Here is a 19937-nt window from a genome sequence, read left to right on the forward strand (position 1 = left end):
GCGCAGGCCGCTAGTCGAACGAGACGTCGAGCAGGCCTTCGCCGGCCACCCGCGACGCCTCGTCGACCAGGGCCCGCATCTTGGACTGGTGCTGGCTGCGCATCGGGAAGTAGAGGTAGAGGCCGGACGTCGCCGGCACGTAGGGAGCGAGCACCCGCACCAGGCGGCCATGGCGCAGGTCATCGGCGATCTCGATGTCGGGCAGGCGGGCGATGCCCAGACCCTGGCGCGCCAGCTCGGCGATCATGCCGGTGTCGTTGGCGCACAGGGCGGCATCAAGGTCGAGCTGGTAGTCGGCATCACCCTCGTGGTCGCGAAAGTTCCACGGCGGCAAGACGCCGGAGGTCGTGAAGCGGTAGCGGATGGTGCGGTGCTGCAGCAGTTCGCGCGGGTGAAAGGGCACGCCATGCCGCTCGAAGTAGGCGGGCGCCGCGACGATCGACCAGGACAGCGGGCGGCTGAGGCGGATGGCCACCATGTCCTGGGCGATCGCCTGGCCGAGGCGGATGCCGGCGTCGAAGCCGGCGGCTACCAGGTCGACCAGGCCGTCATCGAGCGACAGGTCGAAGCTGATGTCGGGATGGCTGGCGCGCATGCGCGGCACCAGCACCCCCGCCACCAGGCGTCCGAGGGCGCGCGGGGCGGTCATGCGGATGCGGCCGGCGGGGCGGCGCTGGAATTGTTCCAGTTCCGAGAAGGCGTCCTCGATCTGGGTCACCGCCGGTTTCAGGACGGCGAGCAGGCCGGCGCCGGCGTCGGTGAGCGACACGCTGCGGGTGGTGCGGGTAAACAGCGGCACCCCGTGCCTGGCTTCCAGCGCACGCACGCCCTTGCTGACCGCCGTGGGGCTGACGTTCAGGCGCCTTGCGGCCAGCGTGAAGCTGCGGTGCTCGGCGACGGCAAGGAAGAGGCGGATCAGTTCAAGAGAACTCACGGGAGTATTTGGACAATTGATTACGAACTTTAGGTTTATTGAGCATATCTTTTTTGGATCTTTTTCACCATAGTGGTGGACTCTACACTGGAAGTACCTACTTTCAAGGAGAACCCAGAATGATCAATTTGCCTTCCGCCATTTCGGCCTATGTCGAGGCCTCCAACGCGCAGGATGCCCAGCGCGTGGCCGCCGCTTTCCTGCCTGACGCCACCGTGCACGACGAAGGCCACCTGCGCCGCGGCCGCGCGGACATCGCCGCCTGGGCCGAGGACTCGGCGCGCCGGTACGGCGCCACCATGGTCCCGCTCGGCCTCGACCGTATCGACGGCAAGGACGAGGGCTACGCCCTGCGCGCCGAAGTGAGCGGCAACTTCCCTGGCAGCCCGATCACGCTCGCCTTCCACTTCGCCCTGCAGTCCAACAGCATCGCTTCGCTGGAGGTCAAGCCATGAATAACGCCATGAACAACTATGCCTTCGAAGGCAAACGGGCGCTGGTCACCGGCGGCACCAAGGGCATGGGCGAAGCCATCGTGCGTGTGCTGGCCGCGCGCGGCGCGACGGTGATTGCTCCGGCGCGCAAGCTGCCGGAGGATCCGGTGGCATCGGTGCGCTACGTGGAAGCCGACCTGGCCAGCGTCGACGGCGTGCGCCGCCTGGTGGACACCGTCCAGGGCGAGTTCGGCCACCTCGACTTGCTGGTCAATAACGTCGGCGGATCGTCGGCGCCAGGCGGAGGCGCGCTGGCCCTGACCGATGCGATGTGGGACGAAGCGCTCCAGCTCAACCTGATGAGCGCGGTGCGGGTCGACCGCGCCTTCCTGCCGGCGATGGTGGAGCGGGGCGCGGGCGCCATCGTGCACATCACCTCGATCCAGCGCCGCCTGCCCCTGTATGAATCGACGGTCGCCTACGCCGCGGCGAAGGCCGCCCTGGCCAGCTACAGCAAGTCGCTGGCCAATGAATTCGGGCCGCGCGGCATCCGCGTCAACGCCGTCGCACCCGGCTTCATCGAAACCAAGGCTACCCAGGCCTTCCTCGAGCGCCTGGCGGAGCACGGCGGCGGCGGTGTCGAGGCCGCCCGCCAACGGGTGATGGAGTCGCTCGGCGGCATCCCGATCGGACGCCCCGGCAAACCCGAGGAAGTCGCCGAACTGGTCGCCTTTTTATTGTCGCCGCTGGCGGCCTCGGTCCACGGCGCCGAATTCGTCATCGACGGCGGCACCATTCCCACCGTATGACGTCGTGACCCTATGACGTCAACCTAATGAAAACGTTTGCAGGAGGCGCGAGGGCCTCCTGCGGACTTCCAGAAAGATCAACGCCATGAACAAGCCACTATTCCTTTCGCGCGTCGCGCCGTCCTTGCGCGGCGCCGACCTGCCCCTGCTGCTGTCCCTGAACGTGCTGCTCGAGGAGTGCAACGTCACCCGCGCCGCGGCGCGCCTGCACGTGAGCCAGCCGGCGCTGTCGGCGCAGCTGTCGCGCCTGCGTCAGCTGTTCAACGATCCGCTGCTGGTGCCGGCCGAGAGCGGGCGCGGCCTGGCGCCGTCGCCGTTCGCGCTCAAGCTGCACCGCCGGCTGCAGCCCGCGCTGGCGGGACTGAACGCGGCGGTGCGTTTCGATACCGACGAATTCGACCCCGAGACCGCGGCGCGCACCTTCAATATCGTTGCCAACAACACGGGCGCCGCCGTGATCCTGCCGGGCCTGGCGCAACGCATGCAGGCGGTCGGCAACAAGGGCTTGCGCCTGACCTTGGCCGCGCCGGCCGAGAGCGACCTGGCGAGCAAGCTCGAAAAAGGCGATGTGGACCTGTGCTTCAGCACGGCCTGCCTGCTGCCCTCGGGCCTCCTGAGCCGCGAGCTGATGACGACGCCCTACGTGATGGTGCAGCGCAAGGGCCATCCGCGCGGCAAGATCCCGGTGCCCCTGGGCGAATACTGCAAGCTGGATCACGTGAACGTGGCGCGCGACAGCAATCTGCACGGCTTCATGGACGAACAGCTGTACCGGCTGGGCCATTCGCGCCATACGATGATGGCGGTGCGCGATTTCAGCGCCGTCGCGGCGATCGTCGGCCAGAGCGACCTGGTGTGCACCGTGCCGGCCTTCATCGCACCCTATAACGATTCCTGCGTCGACGTGGTCGACCTGGCGTTTCCCTTCCTGACCTATACGCTGTGCATGGCATGGCATCCGAGCAGCGACGGCGATCCGGGCTTGCTGTGGCTGCGCACCCAGATGCAGGAAGTCATGGAAGGTAGCCCGCGAGCGTGGGACCAGCGGGGCGCCTGAGCTTCACTCCAGGCCGCCCCTTGACCGGCGGCGCCTTGACGCCACGCCGGCGCGGCGCCGGACGCAGGTCCGAGCGCAGATCGACCATCGCGCGCCGGCGCGTCGCCGTCTGTACGTTCGGCTGGACGTCCCCGGTTTCCTCCATACATACGCGCAGCCGTTCCAGGCCGCGCCGCAACCAGCTTTTCGCCGTTCCCAGCGGCACCCCAAGATGGCATGCGATCTCGGCATGCGTCAATTCCTGCCCGAAGGCCAGTGCGATGCTCTGGCGCTGGGCCGGCTCGAGCCGCGCCATCGCCTGTTCCAGGCGCATGCGCGCCACCGCGTCGAAGACCTGGGCCCCGGGATCGAGGTCGAGACCATCCCTTTGCTCCACTTCGGCCAGCAGCGCCGGATCTTCTTCCGACATCAGCGAGGCGATGCCGTTGCGGTTGCTGCGCAGGATGCTGAAGGCACGGTTCCTGACGATCGCGATCAGCCAGGTCATCGGGCTGGCCTGGCCGGGACGGAAGGATTTCGCATGCAGCCAGATGCTGAGGTAGGCGTCCTGCAGCACGTCTTCCGCCAGGCTTGGCAGCCGTAACAGGCGCAGGGCCGTGTGATACAGGTAGTCATGGGTCAGGGCGTGCAATTCGCCGAAGGCCGTGTGGTCTCCGGTTGCCGCGGCGGTGATCAGGCCCGCCAGGTGACTGTGTCGATCGTGTGCAAGGTTCATGGACAGGATCGTGCAGGAAACCAAAAGTCACGGCCAATCGTATCTCCTTATGCCAAGCTATCGTGTTTAGTTATTCGATAGGGATAGGCTAATAAAAGCACAAGTGTCGTTACAATTCGTCAATACAAATTGCATGGTGCACGAACATGGAGGGACAAGTCGAACTGCGCATCCAGGCGCGCGATTCCTACGTAGCTAGACGCATGCCGACGTCAAACCGCCGGGCCGATGGCCCGGCGCGCTGGAGGCGACCGCCAACCGATCCCTTACCCAAGCAAGCACATGCTCAACCACACACCGGAAAACCAGCGCCTGGTCAACCTGCTCGCCCGCGTCGCGCTGCGCGACCAGCAGGCGTTCAAGGAACTCTACGACCTGACCAGCTCTCATCTGTACGGGGTCTCCCTGCGCTACCTGCGCACCGCGGCCACCGCCGAGGAAATCCTGCAGGAAGCCTATATCAACGTCTGGCAGCAGGCCGGCACCTACGCGGCCACCCTGTCTTCTCCCATGACCTGGCTGATCAGCGTGGTGCGCAACAAGGCGCTCGACCACCTGCGCAAGTTCAAGCGCGAGACGGAAAGTACCGACTCTGTCGATGCGGGCGCGGAAGGGCAGGTCGAGGCGATCGCCGAACACGCCGATCCGCACGAGCTGTTCAGCGCCGCCACCGAGGCGATGGTCCTGAAGCGCTGCGTGGCGCTGCTGGACGCGCCGCAGCGCCAGTCGCTGGCGCTGGCCTTCTACGACGGCCTGTCGCATTCCGAACTGGCCGAACACCTGCGGGTGCCGCTGGGGACGGCCAAGGCCTGGGTGCGGCGCGGACTCGAGCGGCTCAGGAAATGCATCGAAGCGCAGCAGCAGCCCGCGACCGGGAGGGCGTCGTGAACTACGAACGGCCCGAATTGCTGGACAAGCTGGCCGGCGCCTATGTGCTGGGGACCATGGGCGCGGGCGCGCGGCGCCGTTTCACACGCCTGCAGGGCCAGTCGACCGTGGTCCAGCGCGCGGTGGCCGACTGGCACAACCGCCTGGCGCCGCTGTACGGCAGCATCCCCGCCGTGGCGCCGCCACCGGCCTTGTGGACGCGGATCTCGGGACACATCCAGCCCGATGGCGATGCGCAACCGGCGCCGCGGATCCTGGACCGGCTGCGCAAGTGGTTCCGGCCCGTGCTCGGCTTCGCCCTCGGCGCCGTGGTGGCCACCGCCTTCGTCTCGCACAACGCGCACATGTTCGGCATGCACCATATGTCGGCGGCGCTGCCCGCCAGCTACGTCGGCATCCTGCAGGACGAGGGCGGCAAGAGCCGCCTGACCGTGGGTTCGCACCGGCACGGCGAGACGATGACCATCAGGCTGCTGGCGCCGCTGGCGATCCCGCCGGGGCGGGTGGCGCGCCTGTGGGCGCTGCCCGCGCACGGCGCGCCGGTGCCGATCGCGAACGTCGCGGTCGGGGCCAGCGCGCCGATTCCGCTCGGCGGGCCGGCCGAGGACGTGTTTGCCGGCATAGCGCGGCTGGCGGTGAGCTTCGAGGAAGACCCCGCGGCGGCGCAGCCCACCGGCCCTTATGTATTGAGCGGCCCATGCGTCAGGTTCTGGTGAACACGCGCCTGGCGATGCAGGCCTGCGGCATGAGCGAGGCCGGCGAGGTGCGCACGCGTAACGAAGACCGCTTCGTGGTCGACGACGCCCTCGGCCTGGTCGCCGTGGCCGATGGCATGGGTGGCCATATGGCGGGCGAGGTCGCCAGCAGCGGCGCGCTGGCGGCGCTGGCCGCCAGCCTCGCCGAGGGTCACGAGCGCTCGGCGACGACGGGAGAGGAGGGCGATCCCGACGCCACCGACCTCGACCTGCGCTGGAACGGCACCGTGCGCCTGCGGCGCGCGGTCGATTGCGCCAATGCGCTGCTGTACGAAGAAAACCGCGCCCGCGGCCATGCCGACGGCGACGGCATGGGCAGCACCCTGACCGGCCTGCAGTTCCTGCCGGCGCTGGGCGCCGTGCTCTCGTTCCATGTGGGCGACAGCCGCTTGTACCGCTATCGCGACGGCACGCTGGTCCAGCTGACGCGCGACCAGACCGCCTACCAGCTGGCGCTGGAATCGGGCGCGCCCGGCGAACTGCCGCCGCGTAACCTGCTGCTGCAGGCGATCGGTCCGGCGCCCGCCGTCGCCCCCGACTTCGATTACCACGAGGTTCGCGCCGGCGACCTGCTGCTGCTGTGCAGCGACGGCCTGCATGGCTGGGTGCCGCATGCCGAGATCGCGGCGCTTCTGCGCCGCGAAGATGCGCTGCACGCAGCCTGCGCCGGCCTGCTTGGCCTGAGCCGGCGCCACGCCAGCCGCGACAACGTCACGGTGCTGCTGGCGCGCTTCGCCGTCGCGCCGGCCATCGAAGAAAAAAAGGCGGACCTGTCCGCGTCCAGTGCGTCCGGCCTTGCGTAAGTCTTCCTGAACGACGAGCGCGGGAGCGTGATGACAGCTCCCGCCTCGTTCCAATCAATGGAAGCGCCATGAACGACCTGCTATCGACCTCTCTCGCGGACCTTGCCGCGCCACTCGACGACTTGCTGCCTTGCGGCGAGAACCTGGAATACGACCCGCAATTCCTGGCGCTCGAGGCAGCGCTGAACGGCAAGCCCGAAGTTCAGTACGGCAGCACGATCACGCCGGCCACGGGACCGGACTGGAAGACGGCGCGTGCGCTGGCGCTCGAGCTGATGGGGCGCACGCGCGACCTGCGCGTGGTCGTCGGCCTGACGCGCGCGCTGCTCGGGCAGGACGGCGCACCCGGGCTCGCCGCAGGACTGTCGCTGCTGGCGGCGCTGCTGGCCACGCAATGGGAGCACCTGCATCCGCAGCTCGACGCGGACGACGACAACGATCCGACCCTTCGCCTGAACACATTGGCGGCGCTGGTGGAATCTGGCGGCATGCTGCGCCAGCTGCGCGACATGCCGCTGGTCGAGGTGCGCGCCATCGGCGCCTTCAGCCTGCGCGATAGCGAGGCCGGCGAGCACGATGGCGCGGGCGGCGCCTCCGGAGTGGCCCCGGCAACGATCCTGGCCGCCTTCGGCGCGGCGCCACAAGACCAACTCGCCACTACCTGCGCGGCGCTCGACACGGCGTACGCCAGTGTGCAAGCCATCGAAGCGACGCTGGCGCAGCACCTGGGGGCCGGTGCGGGCATCGACCTGACACCTCTCGCGGCCATGCTGTCGCGCGCGGCCGCGCAGGTGCGTCCGCACCTGATTGTCACCACCGTCATGGCCGACCTGCAGGGGCAGGCCGAGGCGGTCGATGGGGGCGGTATGCCGGCGCAGCGCGAAGGCGAGATCGCGGACCGCGCCGATGTGGTCCGGCTGCTGGACCGCCTGTGCGCCTGGTATGCGCGCGCCGAACCGTCGAGCCCCGTGCCCTTGCTGCTGCAGCGGGCCAGGGGACTGGTCGACATGAATTTTGTTGAATTGCTGGAGGAGCTCGCCCCGGATGGACTCAACCAGCTGACGCAGATCAGCGGCGTCCGGCGCGATTCATAGAACAGCGGGGCCGCATCCAGGCGATGCGGCCATCCCGATCAACCGGCGCTGCGGCGCCGCCGGGAATATCCCACCTTTGAAAATGGAGTCTTATCGTGGCTAAAGAAAGCAGTCAGAAGTTCATCGCACGCAACCGTGCGCCGCGGGTGCAGATCGAGTATGACGTCGAAGTCTATGGCGCCGAAAAGAAGGTGCAACTGCCCTTCGTGATGGGCGTGTTCTCCGACCTGTCGGGCACGCCGGCCGAGGCGCTGCCGCCGGTGGCCGAGCGCAAATTCCTGGAAATCGACATCGACAACTTCGATGACCGCCTCAAGTCGATGAAGCCGCGCGTGGTGACGACGGTGCCCAACACGCTCACTGGCGAGGGCAATATCGCGATCGAGATGACCTTCGAGAGCCTGGAAGATTTCACGCCCGGCGCGATCGCGCGCAAGGTCGATTCGTTGCGCACCATGCTGGAAGCGCGCAGCCAGCTGGTCAACCTGATGACCTATATGGACGGCAAGACCGGCGCCGAAGATCTGATGGCGAAACTGATGGGCGATCCGGCCCTGATGCAGGCGCTGTCGGCCGCACCCAAGCCGGAAGACGCCGGCGCGCCGGCAGCCGACGCCGACCAACAGCCACAAGGATAAACGATGGCCAATGCAACCCAAGAATTGAATCAGTCCGAGAATCAGCCCGTGCTGGAGGGCACGCTTGCCGCAAGCGATTTCGCGACACTGCTGCAGCAGGAATTCAAGCCGCGCACCGACAAGGCGCGCTATGCGGTCGAGAATGCCGTGCGCACCCTGGCCCAGCAGGCCTTGCAGGACGCCACGGTCGTCGGCGGCGACGTGCTGGCCACGATCGAGGCCCTGATCGCCGGGATCGACAGGAAGCTCACCGAGCAGATCAACCACATCCTGCATGACAGTAAATTCCAGGCGGTGGAAAGCGCCTGGCGCGGCCTGCACCACCTGGTCAGCAATACCGAGACCGACGAGATGCTCAAGATCCGCGTCATGAACGTCTCCAAGACTGAGTTGCACAAGACGCTGCGCAAGTACAAGGGCGTGGCCTGGGACCAGAGCCCGGTGTTCAAGAAGCTGTACGAAGAAGAATACGGCCAGTTCGGCGGCGAGCCGTATGGCGCCTTCGTGGCCGACTACTATTTCGGCAACAGCGCGCCCGACGTCGAGCTGCTCACTCAGATGGCGCAGGTGTCGGCCGCCGCCCATGCGCCGCTGATCAGCGCGGCCGATCCGGGCGTGATGCTGATGGACTCGTGGCAGGAGCTGGCCAATCCGCGCGATCTCACCAAACTGTTCCAGACGCCGGAACACGCCGCCTGGCGCTCGTTCCGCGAATCCGAGGATTCGCGCTACGTCGGCCTGGCGATGCCGCGCTTCCTGGCACGCGCGCCTTACGGCGCCAAGACCAACCCGGTCGAGGAATTCGATTTCGAAGAGACCACCGATGCGCCGGGCGCGCGTGACTTCACCTGGGCCAATGCGGCCTATGCGATGGCGGTGAACATCAACCGCTCGTTCAAGCACTACGGCTGGTGCTCGCGGATCCGCGGCATCGAATCGGGCGGCGCGGTCGAGAACCTGCCGGTGTACACCTTCCCGACCGACGACGGCGGGGTCGACATGACTTGCCCGACCGAGATCGCGATCAGCGACCGGCGCGAGGCCGAGCTGGCCAAGAACGGCTTCATGCCGCTGGTGCACAAGAAGAACAGCGACCTGGCCGCCTTCATCGGCGCGCAGTCGATGCACAAGCCGGCCGAGTACGACGACCCGGACGCCACCGCCAACGCCAACCTCGCCGCGCGCCTGCCTTACCTGTTTGCGACCTGCCGCTTCGCCCACTACCTCAAGTGCATCGTGCGCGACAAGATCGGCTCGTTCAAGGAGCGCGACGACATGGAGCGCTGGCTGACGCGCTGGATCATGCAGTACGTGGACGGCGATCCGGCCAGCTCGAGCGAGACGACCAAGGCCAAGAAACCGCTGGCCGCGGCCGAGGTGATGCTGCAGGAAGTCGAGGGCAACCCGGGCTACTACAACGCCCAGTTCTTCCTGCGCCCGCATTACCAGCTCGAAGGCCTGACCGTGTCGCTGCGCCTGGTCTCCAAGCTGCCGTCGTCCGTCGGCTGATTTTTCTTGACTGATTTTGTTGATTCAAATGCGCGGACCGGAAGTCCGCGCCTATCCAGGCAATACAAACCCGCCAGGGCCAGGCGCCCCGGCATTACAGGAGAAGCGACATGGCTGTAGATATGTTCATGAATTTGGACCCGATCAAGGGCGAAACGATCGACGATGAGCGCAAAGCGAAAGGCGATATGGACGTGCTGGCCTGGAGCTGGGGCATGACCCAGTCGGGCACCACCCATATGGGCGGCGGCGGCGGCGGCGGCAAGGCCAGTTTCCAGGACCTGTCGTTTACCAAGTACATCGACAGCGCCACCAATGCGCTCATGAAAACGCTGGCCACGGGCGAGCATATCCCCAAAGCCGTGCTGACGGTGCGCAAGGCCGGCAAGGGCCAGCAGACCTATCTGACCATTACGATGACACAGGTGCTGGTAACCTCGATCTCCACCGGCGGCAGCGGCGGCGAGGACCGCCTGACCGAGAACGTCACGCTCAACTTCGCCAAGGTCGAAGTCGCCTACACCCCGCAGGATGACAAGGGCACGGTGGCCGGCGACAAGACCTTCACCTACAACATCGCGGGCAATAAAGCCGAAGGCTGATCCGCCATGGCCGAACTGGCGCCGCGCGAGCGGCTGCAACCGTCGCTGCTGGACCGCCTGACCGACCACGAGCCGGACCAGGCGGTGGAGACGCGCGAACGCCGCGTGCTGTCCGAGCGCGGCCTGCGCGCGGGCGTCCTGCGCGACCTGGCCTGGCTGCTCAACACCACCAACCTGGAGGCGGGCGGCGCCATGCCGCGCCTGCCGCACCTGGCCGGCTCGGTGCTCAACTACGGCTTGCCGGACATCGCCGGCGTGTCGCAGGCTGGTATGAGCACGGCCGACCTCGAGCGCGCGATCCGCCAGGCTATCTGGGACTTCGAGCCGCGCCTGATCCGCGCTTCGGTGTCGGTCAAGGCCGTGGCCGCGCCGGAGGCGATCAGCAAGATCACGTTCGAGATCGAAGCCGATCTGTGGGCCCAGCCGTATCCGGAACACCTGTACCTCAAGACCGAGCTCGATCTGGACCTGCGCCAGCTCACCCTGCTCGACCGTGGTGCGCTGCGACCATGAGCAATCCACGCCTGCTGCGCTACTACAGCCAGGAACTGCAGCACCTGCGCGAGATGGGCGGCGAGTTCGCGGCCCAGTATCCGAAGATCGCCGGTCGCCTGGGCCTGGAGGGTTTCGAGTGCGCCGATCCCTACGTCGAGCGCCTGCTTGAAGGTTTTGCCTTCATGGCGGCGCGGGTGCAGATGAAGATCGACGCCGAGTACCCGCGCTTTACCCAGCACCTGTCGGAGCTGGTCTACCCGCACTTCCTGGCGCCGACGCCGTCGATGGCGATCGTGCAGTTGCAGCCCGACCCGGCTGACCCGGCGCTCGATGCGGGCTTTCACCTGCCGCGCGGCGCGGCCATGCGCAGCGTGCTGGGCAAGGACGACGCCACCGCCTGCGAATACCGCAGCGCGCATCCGGTCACGCTGTGGCCGATCGAGCTGGTCGAGGCGCGCCTGTTTCCCCTTGCCGGCGCCCTCGAAGGCGTCGAGGCGCGCCTGCCGCCGAATGTTCGCGCCGGCCTGCGCCTGCGCCTGCGCACCACCAACGACGCTCCATTCAGCGCGCTCGGCCTGGATGGCCTGGCGCTGCACCTGCGCGGCGGCGACGACCTGCCGGGCCGGATCTATGAAAAGCTGCTGGGCGCGGCCGAGGGTGTGCTGGTGATGCCGGGCAGCCGCCGGGGCGGCCACCTGCGGCTGCCGAAGACGGCGTTGCAGCCGCGCGGCTTCGACGAAGGCGATGCGCTGCTGCCCAGCGGCCAGCGCAACTTCCAGGGCTATCGGCTGCTGCAGGAGTATTTTGCGTTCGCCCAGCGCTTCCTGTTCGTCGAGCTTTCCGGCCTGTCCCCGGCCATTGCGGCCTGCGCCGAAGCGGAACTCGAGATCGTCGTGCTGCTCGCGCACGGCGACACGCGCCTGGAGCAGGTGCTCGACGCCAGCCATGTCGCGTTGAACTGCACCCCGGTCGTGAACCTGTTCCAGCGCCGCGCCGACCGCATCGACCTGACGCAGGAACGCGCTGAATACCATGTGCTGCCCGATCGCACCCGCCCGCTCGACTTCGAGGTGCACCAGGTCGAGCGCGTGACGGGCCATGGCAGCGGCGCGCAGGCCGAGCAGGAGTTCCGGCCGCTGTATAGCGCGCATGACCTCGGCGCACATGGGGCGGGCGGCGCGGGCCAAGCCTATTTTCAGGTCCGACGCGAGCCGCGCGTGCTGTCGCCGGGCCAGCGCCAGCGCGGGCCGCGCTCGTCCTACGTCGGCAGCGAGACCTATATTTCCCTGGTCGACGCGCGTGAGGCACCGTACCGCCACGACCTGCGCCAGCTCGGCCTGACCCTGTGGTGCACCAATCGCGACCTGCCGCTGTCGATGCCGCTGGGTGTGGGCAAGACCGACTTCATCCTGGAGCAGGGCGGTCCGGTGCGGGCGGTGCGGGTGCTGGGCGGGCCGAGCCAGCCGTTTCCCTCGTTCGCGGAAGGCGGCGCGGCCTGGCGCCTGATCAACCAGCTGTCGCTCAACTACCTGTCGCTGGTCGACACCGACCCGGAACAGGGTGCGGGCGCGCTGCGTGAGCTGCTGGCCCTGTACTGCCATCCGCTCGACCTGGGCAGCCTGCGCCAGGTCGAGGGCGTGCGCTCGGTGGCGGCGCGCAGGGTGACCCGGCGCTTGCCCGGATCCGGACCGATCGCGTTTGGCCGCGGCCTGGAGATCACGGTCACCATGGACGACGCCGCGTTCGAGGGCGCGGGCGCCTTCGTGCTGGGTGCGGTGCTGAGCCATTTCTTTGCCCAGTACGTGTCCATCAATGCCTTCACCGAGACCGTGGTGCGCACCCATGGGCGCGGTGAAATCATGCGCTGGCCGGCGCGGGGAGGCGCATGCGCGATCCTGTAGAGACGCAACGACGTATCGAGCGGCGCGGGGCCGGCATGGACTTCTACCAGGCCTTGCGCCTGCTGGAGAACGCCCACCCGGACCAGCCGCGCATCGGGGCCTCGCTGCGGCCACGTGACGACGCCGTGCGCTTCGGCCAGGATCCGTCGCTCGGCTTCGAGCCAGGCGCGCTGGCTGGCGTGACGCCGGCCGGGGAAGGGCGCAATGCCGGCACGCGCCCGCGCCTGACGGTGAACTTCATGGGCCTGCTCGGCGCCAACGGACCGCTGCCGCTGCACATCACGGAATATGCCCGCGAGCGCATGCGCAACCACGGCGACCCCACCCTGGTCGCGTTCCTGGACGTGTTCCACCACCGGATGGTGTCGCTGTTCTACCGCGCCCGCGCCAGCGCCGATCCGGCAATCAGCCTGGACCGGCCAGACGGCGACCGTTTCGGCGACTACGTCGGCAGCCTGTTCGGCATCGGCACGCCGGCGCTGCGCGAGCGCGACGACATCGGCGACTTCGCCAAGCTGCACTTCGCCGGCCTGATGGCCAATGGGCGCCGCCCGGCCTCGGGGCTGGTGGCAATCCTGCGGGCCTACTTCGGGGCGCCGGTCGAACTCGAGCAATTCGTCGGCCACTGGATGCCGATCCCGTCCGAGGTCCAGAGTCGCATGGGCGCGCGCGAGCGCGGCAACCGCCTCGGCGCGTCCACGGTGCTCGGCACCCGGGTCTGGGACCGCCAGCACAAGTTCCGCCTGGTGATCGGGCCGCTCGATTACGCCGGCTACCAGCGCATGCTGCCGGGCGGCGCCAGCCTGCGCCGCCTGGTCGACTGGGTACACAGCTATGCCGGCCTGGCGCTCGACTGGGACCTGCGCCTGGTGCTCAGGCGTGAAGAAGTACCGCGGCTTGCGCTGGGCGGCAGGCAGCTCGGCTGGAGCACCTGGCTCGCCAGCGGCCCGGCCGAGCGCGACGCCCGCCAGCTATTGATCAATCCGGCCCACGCGGGCTGACCTTGCGAAAGAAACGAATATGGCCGAAATCAGCCGTGTCGCGCTGTTTGGAAAACTCAATGCCCTGTGCTACCGCGCGATCGAAGGCAGCACGGTGTTCTGCAAACTGCGCGCCAATCCCTACGTCGAGATGGTGCACTGGCTGCACCAGATCCTGCAGTTGCAGGATTCCGACGTGCACCGCCTGGTGCGCCACTATGAACTCGATGCCGCCGTGCTGGCGCGCGACCTGACGGCCGCGCTCGACCGCCTGCCGCGCGGCGCGACGTCGGTCACCGACCTGTCGTCGCAGCTGGAAGAGACCGTCGAGCGGGCCTGGGTGTATGCCACCCTGATGTTCGGCGAATCCCAGGTGCGCAGCGGCCACCTGCTGTTCGGCATGCTCAAGACCGCGAACCTGCGCAACGCGCTATACGCGGTCAGCCGCCAGTTCGAACGCATCAAGGCCGACGACCTGTCCGAGCGCTTCGCGTCGCTGTTGACGGAGTCGCCCGAAGCGAATCTGGGCGCCAGCGACGGCTTCGAGGCATCCGGCGCCCCGGGCGAAGCATCGGGCGCGCTCGCCCCGGCCCAGATGGGCAGGCAGGAAGCGCTCAAGAAATTCACGACCGACCTGACCGAGCAGGCCAGGAGCGGCACGATGGACCCGATCGTCGGGCGCGACGACGAGATCCGGCAGATGGTCGACATCCTCATGCGGCGCCGCCAGAACAATCCGATCATGATCGGCGAGGCGGGCGTGGGCAAGACCGCGGTGGTCGAGGGCTTCGCCCAGCGCATCGCGCGCGGCGACGTGCCGCCGAGCCTGACGGAGGTGCGCCTGCTGGCGCTGGACGTCGGCCTGTTGCAGGCTGGCGCCAGCATGAAGGGCGAATTCGAGCAGCGCCTGCGGTCGGTGATCGACGACGTCCAGGCCAGCGAGAAGCCGGTGATCCTGTTCATCGACGAGACCCATACCCTGGTCGGCGCCGGCGGCGCGGCCGGCACCGGCGACGCCGCCAACCTGCTAAAACCCGCGCTGGCGCGCGGCACCCTGCGCACCATCGGCGCCACCACGTTCGCCGAATACAAGAAGCACATCGAGAAAGACCCGGCGCTGACTCGCCGCTTCCAGAGCATCCAGGTCGATGAGCCGGACGAGGAACGGGCGATCCGCATGATGCGCGGCGTGGCCTCGACCATGGAACAGCACCACCGGGTGCAGATCCTGGACGAGGCATTGGAGGCGGCGGTGAAGCTGTCGCATCGCTACATCCCGGCGCGCCAGCTGCCCGACAAGGCCGTGAGCCTGCTCGACACCGCCTGCGCGCGCGTGGCGGTGAGCCTGCACGCCACCCCGGCCGAAGTCGACGACAGCCGCAAGCGCATCGAGGCGCTGGAGGTCGAGATGGGCATCATCCGGCGCGAAGGCGCGATCGGCTTCGAGGTCGGCGCGCGTGCCCGCGAGGCCGAGGTCGCGCTGGGCCAGGAGCACGAGCGGCTGGCTGCGCTCGAGCGGCGCTGGGCCGGGGAACGCGAACTGGTCGACGAGCTGCTGGCGCTGCGCGCCCGGCTGCGCGATGGCGCCTTGCCGGTCGACGGCAATGTCGTGGCGCAGGACGAAGAGCGGCGCAGCCTGTTGAAAAAGCGGCTGAGCGTGGTGCAGGCGCAGTTGGCCGAACTCCAGGGCGAGACGCCGCTCATCCTGCCGACGGTCGACTACCAGGCAGTGGCGGCGGTGGTCGGCGACTGGACCGGCATCCCGGTCGGCCGCATGGCGCGCAACGAGATGGAGACGATCCTGAACATCGGCCCCATCCTGGCCCGGCGCGTGATCGGCCAGGACCATGCGATGGAGATGATCGCGCGCCGCATCCAGACCGCGCGCGCGGGCCTGGACAACCCGAACAAGCCGGTGGGCGTGTTCCTGCTGGCCGGCACCTCGGGCGTGGGCAAGACCGAGACCGCGCTGGCGCTGGCCGAAGCGCTGTATGGAGGCGAGCAGAACCTCATCACGATCAATATGAGCGAGTTCCAGGAAGCGCACACGGTATCGACCCTGAAAGGCGCGCCGCCGGGTTATGTCGGCTACGGCGAAGGCGGGGTGCTGACCGAGGCTGTGCGCCGCCGTCCCTATTCGGTGGTGCTGCTCGACGAAGTGGAGAAAGCGCATCCCGACGTGCACGAGATGTTCTTCCAGGTGTTCGACAAGGGTTATATGGAAGATGGGGAAGGGCGGTTCATCGACTTCAAGAACACGCTCATCATCCTGACCACCAATACCGGCACCGAATTGATCTCGCGCCTGTGCAGCACGCCGGAGCAAGTGCCGGATCCCGACAGCATGGCTGGCGCCCTGCGCAAGCCGCTGCTGGAGGTGTTTCCGCCGGCGCTGCTGGGGCGGCTGGTGACGATTCCGTATTACCCGCTGACGGATGCGATGCTGGGGCAGATCGTGCGGCTGCAACTGGAGCGTATCAAGGGGCGGATCGAGGCCCGCTACAGGATTCCGTTCGCATATGGCGACGATGTGGTCGAGCTGGTGGTGTCGCGCTGTACCGAGAGCGAGTCCGGTGGACGCATGATCGACGCGATCCTGACCAATACGATGCTGCCGGATATGTCGAGTGTATTCCTCTCGTCGATGATCCAGGACTGTACGATCGGCGGTGTGCGCATCGATGTCTGCAACGGCGAGTTCTCGTATGTCGTCGATGGCGGTGCGCGTCCCCGGCTTGCAGTGAATCAGCCGCAAGCGTCGAACGATGGCCCGGCGGCTTCAATCAGTGAGTAAAACATGAATATACCTACCGTCGCGCAATTCGATTCGCTGACTGGACGAAGTGGAGTCGGGCGCATCTTCAAGACAAAGTCGGATTTTCAAGAAATCAAGGGTGCACTTCGGGCAGTACAGAATGCAGCGCATGACCTGCCCGCAAAGCTCGACGCAGTAAGACGCCTGAGACGCGGATGCATCTCCTGGTTGACCGCGAATGCTCGCCGGGAACGTGCCAGTCAGGCGACAATCCTCTCTGTCCTCGATAGCACAAAGCCAGTGTTCGTCCAGATTACCAATGACTTGTTCAGGAACGAGCAATCGTCTTCTGGCGACGCAGTCGCGACTATTCCTGTGCCGCAGTTGGCGTTTGGACGAGAACTACTGCAACGCCATGGCGCTGGCGCACGCGACGTACCCAGGATCGGCAACAGCCTCGATAGCCACTATGCACGCGAAATGCAGGCCAGGCATTGGGGGCCGACGATTGCCGGGACGGCGGAGCTACGGTACCAGGTCTACCGTGCCCACGGCGGATTGCTCAGCATCGGCGCGTTCGTGGACCGTGTCTTCCTGATCAATATGGAAGATGACCCGACCGGGATGTATCTTGGCGGCGGCAACAGTGCGAATGTCGATGCGTTGAGGCATGGCGTGACGTATTGCGATGAAACGCAACGGGAATCGTATGCCCTGACGATCCAGAACGGTCGGATCCATGACGCCAGCGGCAATCTGTTCGACACCAGCAGTCGCGAGACGGCTTTTTCCGGACACGGGTGGGCGATCTTTGTGCTCGGTTTCGACAATCGCCTGTATGCCAATTCCCATATCGTGAACATGTTTCATCATTCCAGCTTCTTCGCCGGAGGCCCCGTGCAATGCGGTGGCGAACTGTGTTGCATTGCTGGGAGGCTGCGCTACATCACCAGCAAGACCGGGCATTACAAAAGTGGAAGAAACGAGTTCTACCGTGTGCTCAGCTTCCTGGAATATCAAGGCGTGGTGCTGAACAACGCGCTCGCCGCTGCGGATATCAGGGCCAACCAGAAATATTTCCGGGCGTCGGCCATTTACCATGCGCACGGCAAGGAGCCGGGCGATGCCACCCCGGTCCTGACAACGAGCCCGCCCAAGCTGACGGCCCCCGGCGTGCCGCATTGGCCGACGGTGATGGGCCCATGAGGCCTGGCGGAATCGATCGTCGATGCGCAGGCCGCTGCGTCCAATTCACTAACAGGAACTCACACGATGGCACGCTTGAATATCGGGGGCGCAGAGCTCCGTTTTTCCATGGAGGAGTTCGATCGCCTGGCGCGCGATGCGGGCGCGGTATTCGGTAATCGCGTCTTCACCAGCGAGCTGCAGCCCTTGCGCGACGTGGTCGCCGGCACTGCGGTGCGGCCGCGCGAGGTGATCCAGTCGATCGCGCGCATCTCGCCCGAAAAGCGCCAGAAGTACCGGAAAGTGATCGACTATATTGCCTTCCACTATCCGGACCTCATACCGGGCGGCGATATCGAGGCGGTGCTCGATCCGGCGGCTGACTTCGGTACTACGTTCGCACAGGAGTATGCGCAAATGCTGCCTGGCGATTTCATGGATCTGCTTTATGGCGCCGCCCTGGCGCGCGGAGGGGCGCCATATGTCGGGCAGGGCGCACGCATCTGCGACGATCTCAATAACACCGCGAAGATCGGTAATGGCGCGGCGTTTGGCCGGCAGTGGAACGGCAGAGGTGTCCTGGGAACGACCGCGGCGCGGGCGGAGACAGTCATCCAGGACAGCATCGCCAATCCCGGTGTGCTCGCGCCCCACCGCCCGCCGATCCTTCAGGGCACCCGACAGGCGCATGTCACGAGCTTGATGGCATCGCGACTGAATCCTGTGACCGCGCTCGAGATGGACACGGCAAGACTGAGGAAGGACAGGCAGGTATCGGCGGATCGGGTCCAGCGAATGAACGAGATAGACAATCCGAGGGACAGGCGTATCGAACAGCATCTATGGGCGCATGCGCGCATGGTCAAGAGCGTGCGCCGGGCGTGCAAGGGTGGCATCGCCATGGTGGCGTCTTTGTCTGGATATACAGCAGTCAATGCCAAGGTCCATTTTGTGCTCGATCGCCTCGGGGATCTTGGGAGGGTGGCGATGAAGCAACCGCTCGCCGGCGACAGCGAGTTCCTCGCGATCACGACATCGGAGCTGGTGTTTTGTCACCGCTATTGGAAAAGTACGGAGTTCCCCCTTTCAAACGTCGTCAAGTTTTACGTCAATGGCCGGCGAGTCACCGCACCCTGGGACGGCGACTGGCGCATGAATGACTACAGGGGAGATCCAGTCGTCTCGAACCAGGAAGCCTGGCGGCGCTACGAACTGGCGCGCGGCATGCGTAGCGTGCCCAAGTCCTTTCCCCGATTCTGAGATGCGGGCACCCAGATCGTGCTTCAGGCACAGCATCGGCACGCGCCGATGGCCAATACAAGGAGTTTTGGATTGGGATATCGATACATAGGCCGGGCCTTGGCGACGATCAGTCGTCTATCGTGCGAAACGGCAGACTGGGCTGCGTGCCGGCTCACCGTCATGCGCGAGCCGGAGATCTTTGCGCTCAATCTGCGTCTCGACTATGGGCTGTTGGCGTTCAGCATGCGCAAGGTGGAGACGTATGGCGGAGGCGCCCAGCGACCCGAGATTGCCGACTGGCGCCGCGCGGTCGAGTTGTTGCAAAGACTGAGCGGGGCAAATGCGAGCGCGAGCTTCGATGAGCAGGCGTGCCGGGAATTCGTCATGACGTTCAACGCACCCGCACAACCCTCAAGAGGGGTCTTTCTCCGGCCAAGCTTCTGGGCTTTCGCATCCTCGAACGAGCGCGCATGGACCATGGCGGCCTGGCGCGAAGCCATGGAAGCCATGCGTTGCGGGCTGCGTACGGCGATGATCGCGCAGCAGCGCGCGGGGGCATCGCGTACGCTCGTCGAGCGGTGGTTCGGGGTCGGCCAGGCCGGTATCGTGGCGGAGCGCTTGCGTACGATACTGACCAACGCCAATTCTACCCTCGTTGGCATCTGTTACGAGGGAATCGGCGCTGGTGCTGCCGGTGCCTGGACAACCCGCCTTCGTGAGTTTGCAGGCGATCAGATGGCCAGCGAAGTCCGTATGTCGGCGGAATGGGGGTGGTCGGCTCCGCAGGGAGCTACGCACCAGTCGATCGGCTTCGGCGCCATGTTCTTCAATGAGAATACGCGCAAGTGCATGGTGCGTGTGCATGATGCGTCGGTGAGCAGGATGGACGTCACGCGCGGTGGCGCAGTCGTTCATGAGTTGTCGCACCGTCTTGGAAAAACGCTCGACGTCATGCTTCCCGATACCGTCTACCAGCATTCGGGGAAGGCGCTGCCGAAAAAGGAGAAAGAACGCAAGGTCGGGTACGGCACCCTGGCCTGTGCGACGCTCGGTCAGGTGGAGCCGACGCTGGCGACGAAGAATGCCGACAACTATCGCCTGTTCTGCGAGGAAGCCGTCTATACAAAGCCGGCCAGCTAAT

The 19937-nt window shown here is 66.4% G+C and carries 19 protein-coding genes; 17 read left to right on the forward strand and 2 right to left on the reverse strand.

The window, feature by feature from the left end:
• Positions 1-10 precede the first annotated feature (10 nt).
• Positions 11-934: a LysR family transcriptional regulator gene (locus SOM61_RS07255; RefSeq protein WP_320473452.1), complete on the reverse strand. Its 924-nt coding sequence runs from the start codon at positions 932-934 to the stop codon at positions 11-13.
• Between the two features lie 119 nt (positions 935-1053).
• On the opposite strand from SOM61_RS07255, the gene SOM61_RS07260 reads away from it, so the two are divergent.
• The 3 genes from SOM61_RS07260 (at position 1054) to SOM61_RS07270 (ending at position 3234) form a co-directional block, all read left to right on the forward strand.
• The gene (locus SOM61_RS07260) at positions 1054-1389 is read left to right on the forward strand and encodes a nuclear transport factor 2 family protein (protein WP_320473453.1); all 336 of its coding nucleotides are present in this window, start codon (positions 1054-1056) and stop codon (positions 1387-1389) included.
• The gene (locus tag SOM61_RS07265) at positions 1386-2177 is read left to right on the forward strand and encodes an SDR family oxidoreductase (protein ID WP_320473454.1); all 792 of its coding nucleotides are present in this window, start codon (positions 1386-1388) and stop codon (positions 2175-2177) included. The genes SOM61_RS07260 and SOM61_RS07265 overlap by 4 nt, the downstream gene beginning before the upstream one ends.
• Before the next feature lie 85 nt (positions 2178-2262).
• Positions 2263-3234 carry a LysR family transcriptional regulator gene (locus SOM61_RS07270; protein WP_320473455.1) on the forward strand — a complete coding sequence of 324 codons (972 nt, stop codon included), beginning with the start codon at positions 2263-2265 and terminating at the stop codon, positions 3232-3234.
• Here the strand turns inward: SOM61_RS07270 and SOM61_RS07275 are convergent.
• A complete protein-coding gene (locus SOM61_RS07275) occupies positions 3191-3949 on the reverse strand; it encodes an RNA polymerase sigma factor (protein ID WP_320473456.1) in 759 nt (252 codons plus the stop codon). The two genes, SOM61_RS07270 and SOM61_RS07275, sit on opposite strands and share 44 nt — an antisense overlap.
• 282 nt (positions 3950-4231) lie before the next feature.
• On the opposite strand from SOM61_RS07275, the gene SOM61_RS07280 reads away from it, so the two are divergent.
• From SOM61_RS07280 to SOM61_RS07345, 14 genes are all read left to right on the forward strand, one after another.
• Entirely contained in the window at positions 4232-4837 is a 606-nt protein-coding gene (locus tag SOM61_RS07280) for a sigma-70 family RNA polymerase sigma factor (protein ID WP_320473457.1), read from the forward strand.
• Positions 4834-5553: an anti-sigma factor gene (locus SOM61_RS07285; protein ID WP_320473458.1), complete on the forward strand. Its 720-nt coding sequence runs from the start codon at positions 4834-4836 to the stop codon at positions 5551-5553. The genes SOM61_RS07280 and SOM61_RS07285 overlap by 4 nt, the downstream gene beginning before the upstream one ends.
• Positions 5535-6395: a PP2C family protein-serine/threonine phosphatase gene (locus SOM61_RS07290; RefSeq protein WP_320473459.1), complete on the forward strand. Its 861-nt coding sequence runs from the start codon at positions 5535-5537 to the stop codon at positions 6393-6395. Before SOM61_RS07285 ends, SOM61_RS07290 begins: the two co-directional genes overlap by 19 nt.
• A 68-nt stretch (positions 6396-6463) precedes the next feature.
• Positions 6464-7489, forward strand: a complete 1026-nt coding sequence (tssA, locus tag SOM61_RS07295) for a type VI secretion system protein TssA (RefSeq protein ID WP_320473460.1) — start codon at positions 6464-6466, stop codon at positions 7487-7489.
• A gap of 95 nt (positions 7490-7584) precedes the next feature.
• Positions 7585-8127, forward strand: coding sequence for a type VI secretion system contractile sheath small subunit (gene tssB, locus SOM61_RS07300; protein WP_320473461.1), 543 nt, complete (start codon positions 7585-7587; stop codon positions 8125-8127).
• Positions 8128-8130: 3 nt separating this feature from the next.
• A complete protein-coding gene (tssC, locus tag SOM61_RS07305; RefSeq protein ID WP_320473462.1) occupies positions 8131-9636 on the forward strand; it encodes a type VI secretion system contractile sheath large subunit in 1506 nt (501 codons plus the stop codon).
• A 110-nt stretch (positions 9637-9746) separates the two neighbouring features.
• A complete protein-coding gene (locus tag SOM61_RS07310) occupies positions 9747-10238 on the forward strand; it encodes an Hcp family type VI secretion system effector (protein WP_109344719.1) in 492 nt (163 codons plus the stop codon).
• Between the two features lie 6 nt (positions 10239-10244).
• On the forward strand, positions 10245-10751 hold the full coding sequence (gene tssE / locus SOM61_RS07315; RefSeq protein ID WP_109344718.1) for a type VI secretion system baseplate subunit TssE: 507 nt from the start codon (positions 10245-10247) through the stop codon (positions 10749-10751).
• Entirely contained in the window at positions 10748-12634 is a 1887-nt protein-coding gene (gene tssF, locus SOM61_RS07320; protein WP_320473463.1) for a type VI secretion system baseplate subunit TssF, read from the forward strand. Before tssE ends, tssF begins: the two co-directional genes overlap by 4 nt.
• On the forward strand, positions 12619-13635 hold the full coding sequence (gene tssG / locus SOM61_RS07325) for a type VI secretion system baseplate subunit TssG (protein ID WP_320473464.1): 1017 nt from the start codon (positions 12619-12621) through the stop codon (positions 13633-13635). Before tssF ends, tssG begins: the two co-directional genes overlap by 16 nt.
• A gap of 19 nt (positions 13636-13654) precedes the next feature.
• On the forward strand, positions 13655-16408 hold the full coding sequence (gene tssH / locus SOM61_RS07330) for a type VI secretion system ATPase TssH (RefSeq protein WP_320473465.1): 2754 nt from the start codon (positions 13655-13657) through the stop codon (positions 16406-16408).
• A gap of 3 nt (positions 16409-16411) precedes the next feature.
• Positions 16412-17575 carry a hypothetical protein gene (locus SOM61_RS07335; protein ID WP_320473466.1) on the forward strand — a complete coding sequence of 388 codons (1164 nt, stop codon included), beginning with the start codon at positions 16412-16414 and terminating at the stop codon, positions 17573-17575.
• A 66-nt stretch (positions 17576-17641) separates the two neighbouring features.
• Positions 17642-18814, forward strand: coding sequence for a hypothetical protein (locus tag SOM61_RS07340; protein ID WP_320473467.1), 1173 nt, complete (start codon positions 17642-17644; stop codon positions 18812-18814).
• Between the two features lie 162 nt (positions 18815-18976).
• Positions 18977-19936, forward strand: coding sequence for a hypothetical protein (locus SOM61_RS07345; protein ID WP_320473468.1), 960 nt, complete (start codon positions 18977-18979; stop codon positions 19934-19936).
• Position 19937 lies beyond the last annotated feature (1 nt).

This window comes from Massilia sp. CFBP9012 (genome assembly GCF_034045115.1).
Lineage (GTDB): Bacteria > Pseudomonadota > Gammaproteobacteria > Burkholderiales > Burkholderiaceae_D > Telluria.

Excerpts from the sequence above, each read along its gene's own strand:
- SOM61_RS07260 (WP_320473453.1), top strand. The coding sequence starts at position 1,054 with ATGATCAATTTGCCTTCCGCCATTTCGGCCTATGTCGAGGCCTCCAAC.
- SOM61_RS07265 (WP_320473454.1), top strand. The coding sequence starts at position 1,386 with ATGAATAACGCCATGAACAACTATGCCTTCGAAGGCAAACGGGCGCTG.
- SOM61_RS07270 (WP_320473455.1), top strand. The coding sequence starts at position 2,263 with ATGAACAAGCCACTATTCCTTTCGCGCGTCGCGCCGTCCTTGCGCGGC.
- SOM61_RS07275 (WP_320473456.1), bottom strand. The coding sequence starts at position 3,949 with ATGAACCTTGCACACGATCGACACAGTCACCTGGCGGGCCTGATCACC.
- SOM61_RS07280 (WP_320473457.1), top strand. The coding sequence starts at position 4,232 with ATGCTCAACCACACACCGGAAAACCAGCGCCTGGTCAACCTGCTCGCC.
- SOM61_RS07290 (WP_320473459.1), top strand. The coding sequence starts at position 5,535 with ATGCGTCAGGTTCTGGTGAACACGCGCCTGGCGATGCAGGCCTGCGGC.
- tssA (WP_320473460.1), top strand. The coding sequence starts at position 6,464 with ATGAACGACCTGCTATCGACCTCTCTCGCGGACCTTGCCGCGCCACTC.
- tssC (WP_320473462.1), top strand. The coding sequence starts at position 8,131 with ATGGCCAATGCAACCCAAGAATTGAATCAGTCCGAGAATCAGCCCGTG.
- SOM61_RS07310 (WP_109344719.1), top strand. The coding sequence starts at position 9,747 with ATGGCTGTAGATATGTTCATGAATTTGGACCCGATCAAGGGCGAAACG.
- tssE (WP_109344718.1), top strand. The coding sequence starts at position 10,245 with ATGGCCGAACTGGCGCCGCGCGAGCGGCTGCAACCGTCGCTGCTGGAC.
- tssF (WP_320473463.1), top strand. The coding sequence starts at position 10,748 with ATGAGCAATCCACGCCTGCTGCGCTACTACAGCCAGGAACTGCAGCAC.
- tssG (WP_320473464.1), top strand. The coding sequence starts at position 12,619 with ATGCGCGATCCTGTAGAGACGCAACGACGTATCGAGCGGCGCGGGGCC.
- tssH (WP_320473465.1), top strand. The coding sequence starts at position 13,655 with ATGGCCGAAATCAGCCGTGTCGCGCTGTTTGGAAAACTCAATGCCCTG.
- SOM61_RS07335 (WP_320473466.1), top strand. The coding sequence starts at position 16,412 with ATGAATATACCTACCGTCGCGCAATTCGATTCGCTGACTGGACGAAGT.
- SOM61_RS07340 (WP_320473467.1), top strand. The coding sequence starts at position 17,642 with ATGGCACGCTTGAATATCGGGGGCGCAGAGCTCCGTTTTTCCATGGAG.
- SOM61_RS07345 (WP_320473468.1), top strand. The coding sequence starts at position 18,977 with ATGCGCGAGCCGGAGATCTTTGCGCTCAATCTGCGTCTCGACTATGGG.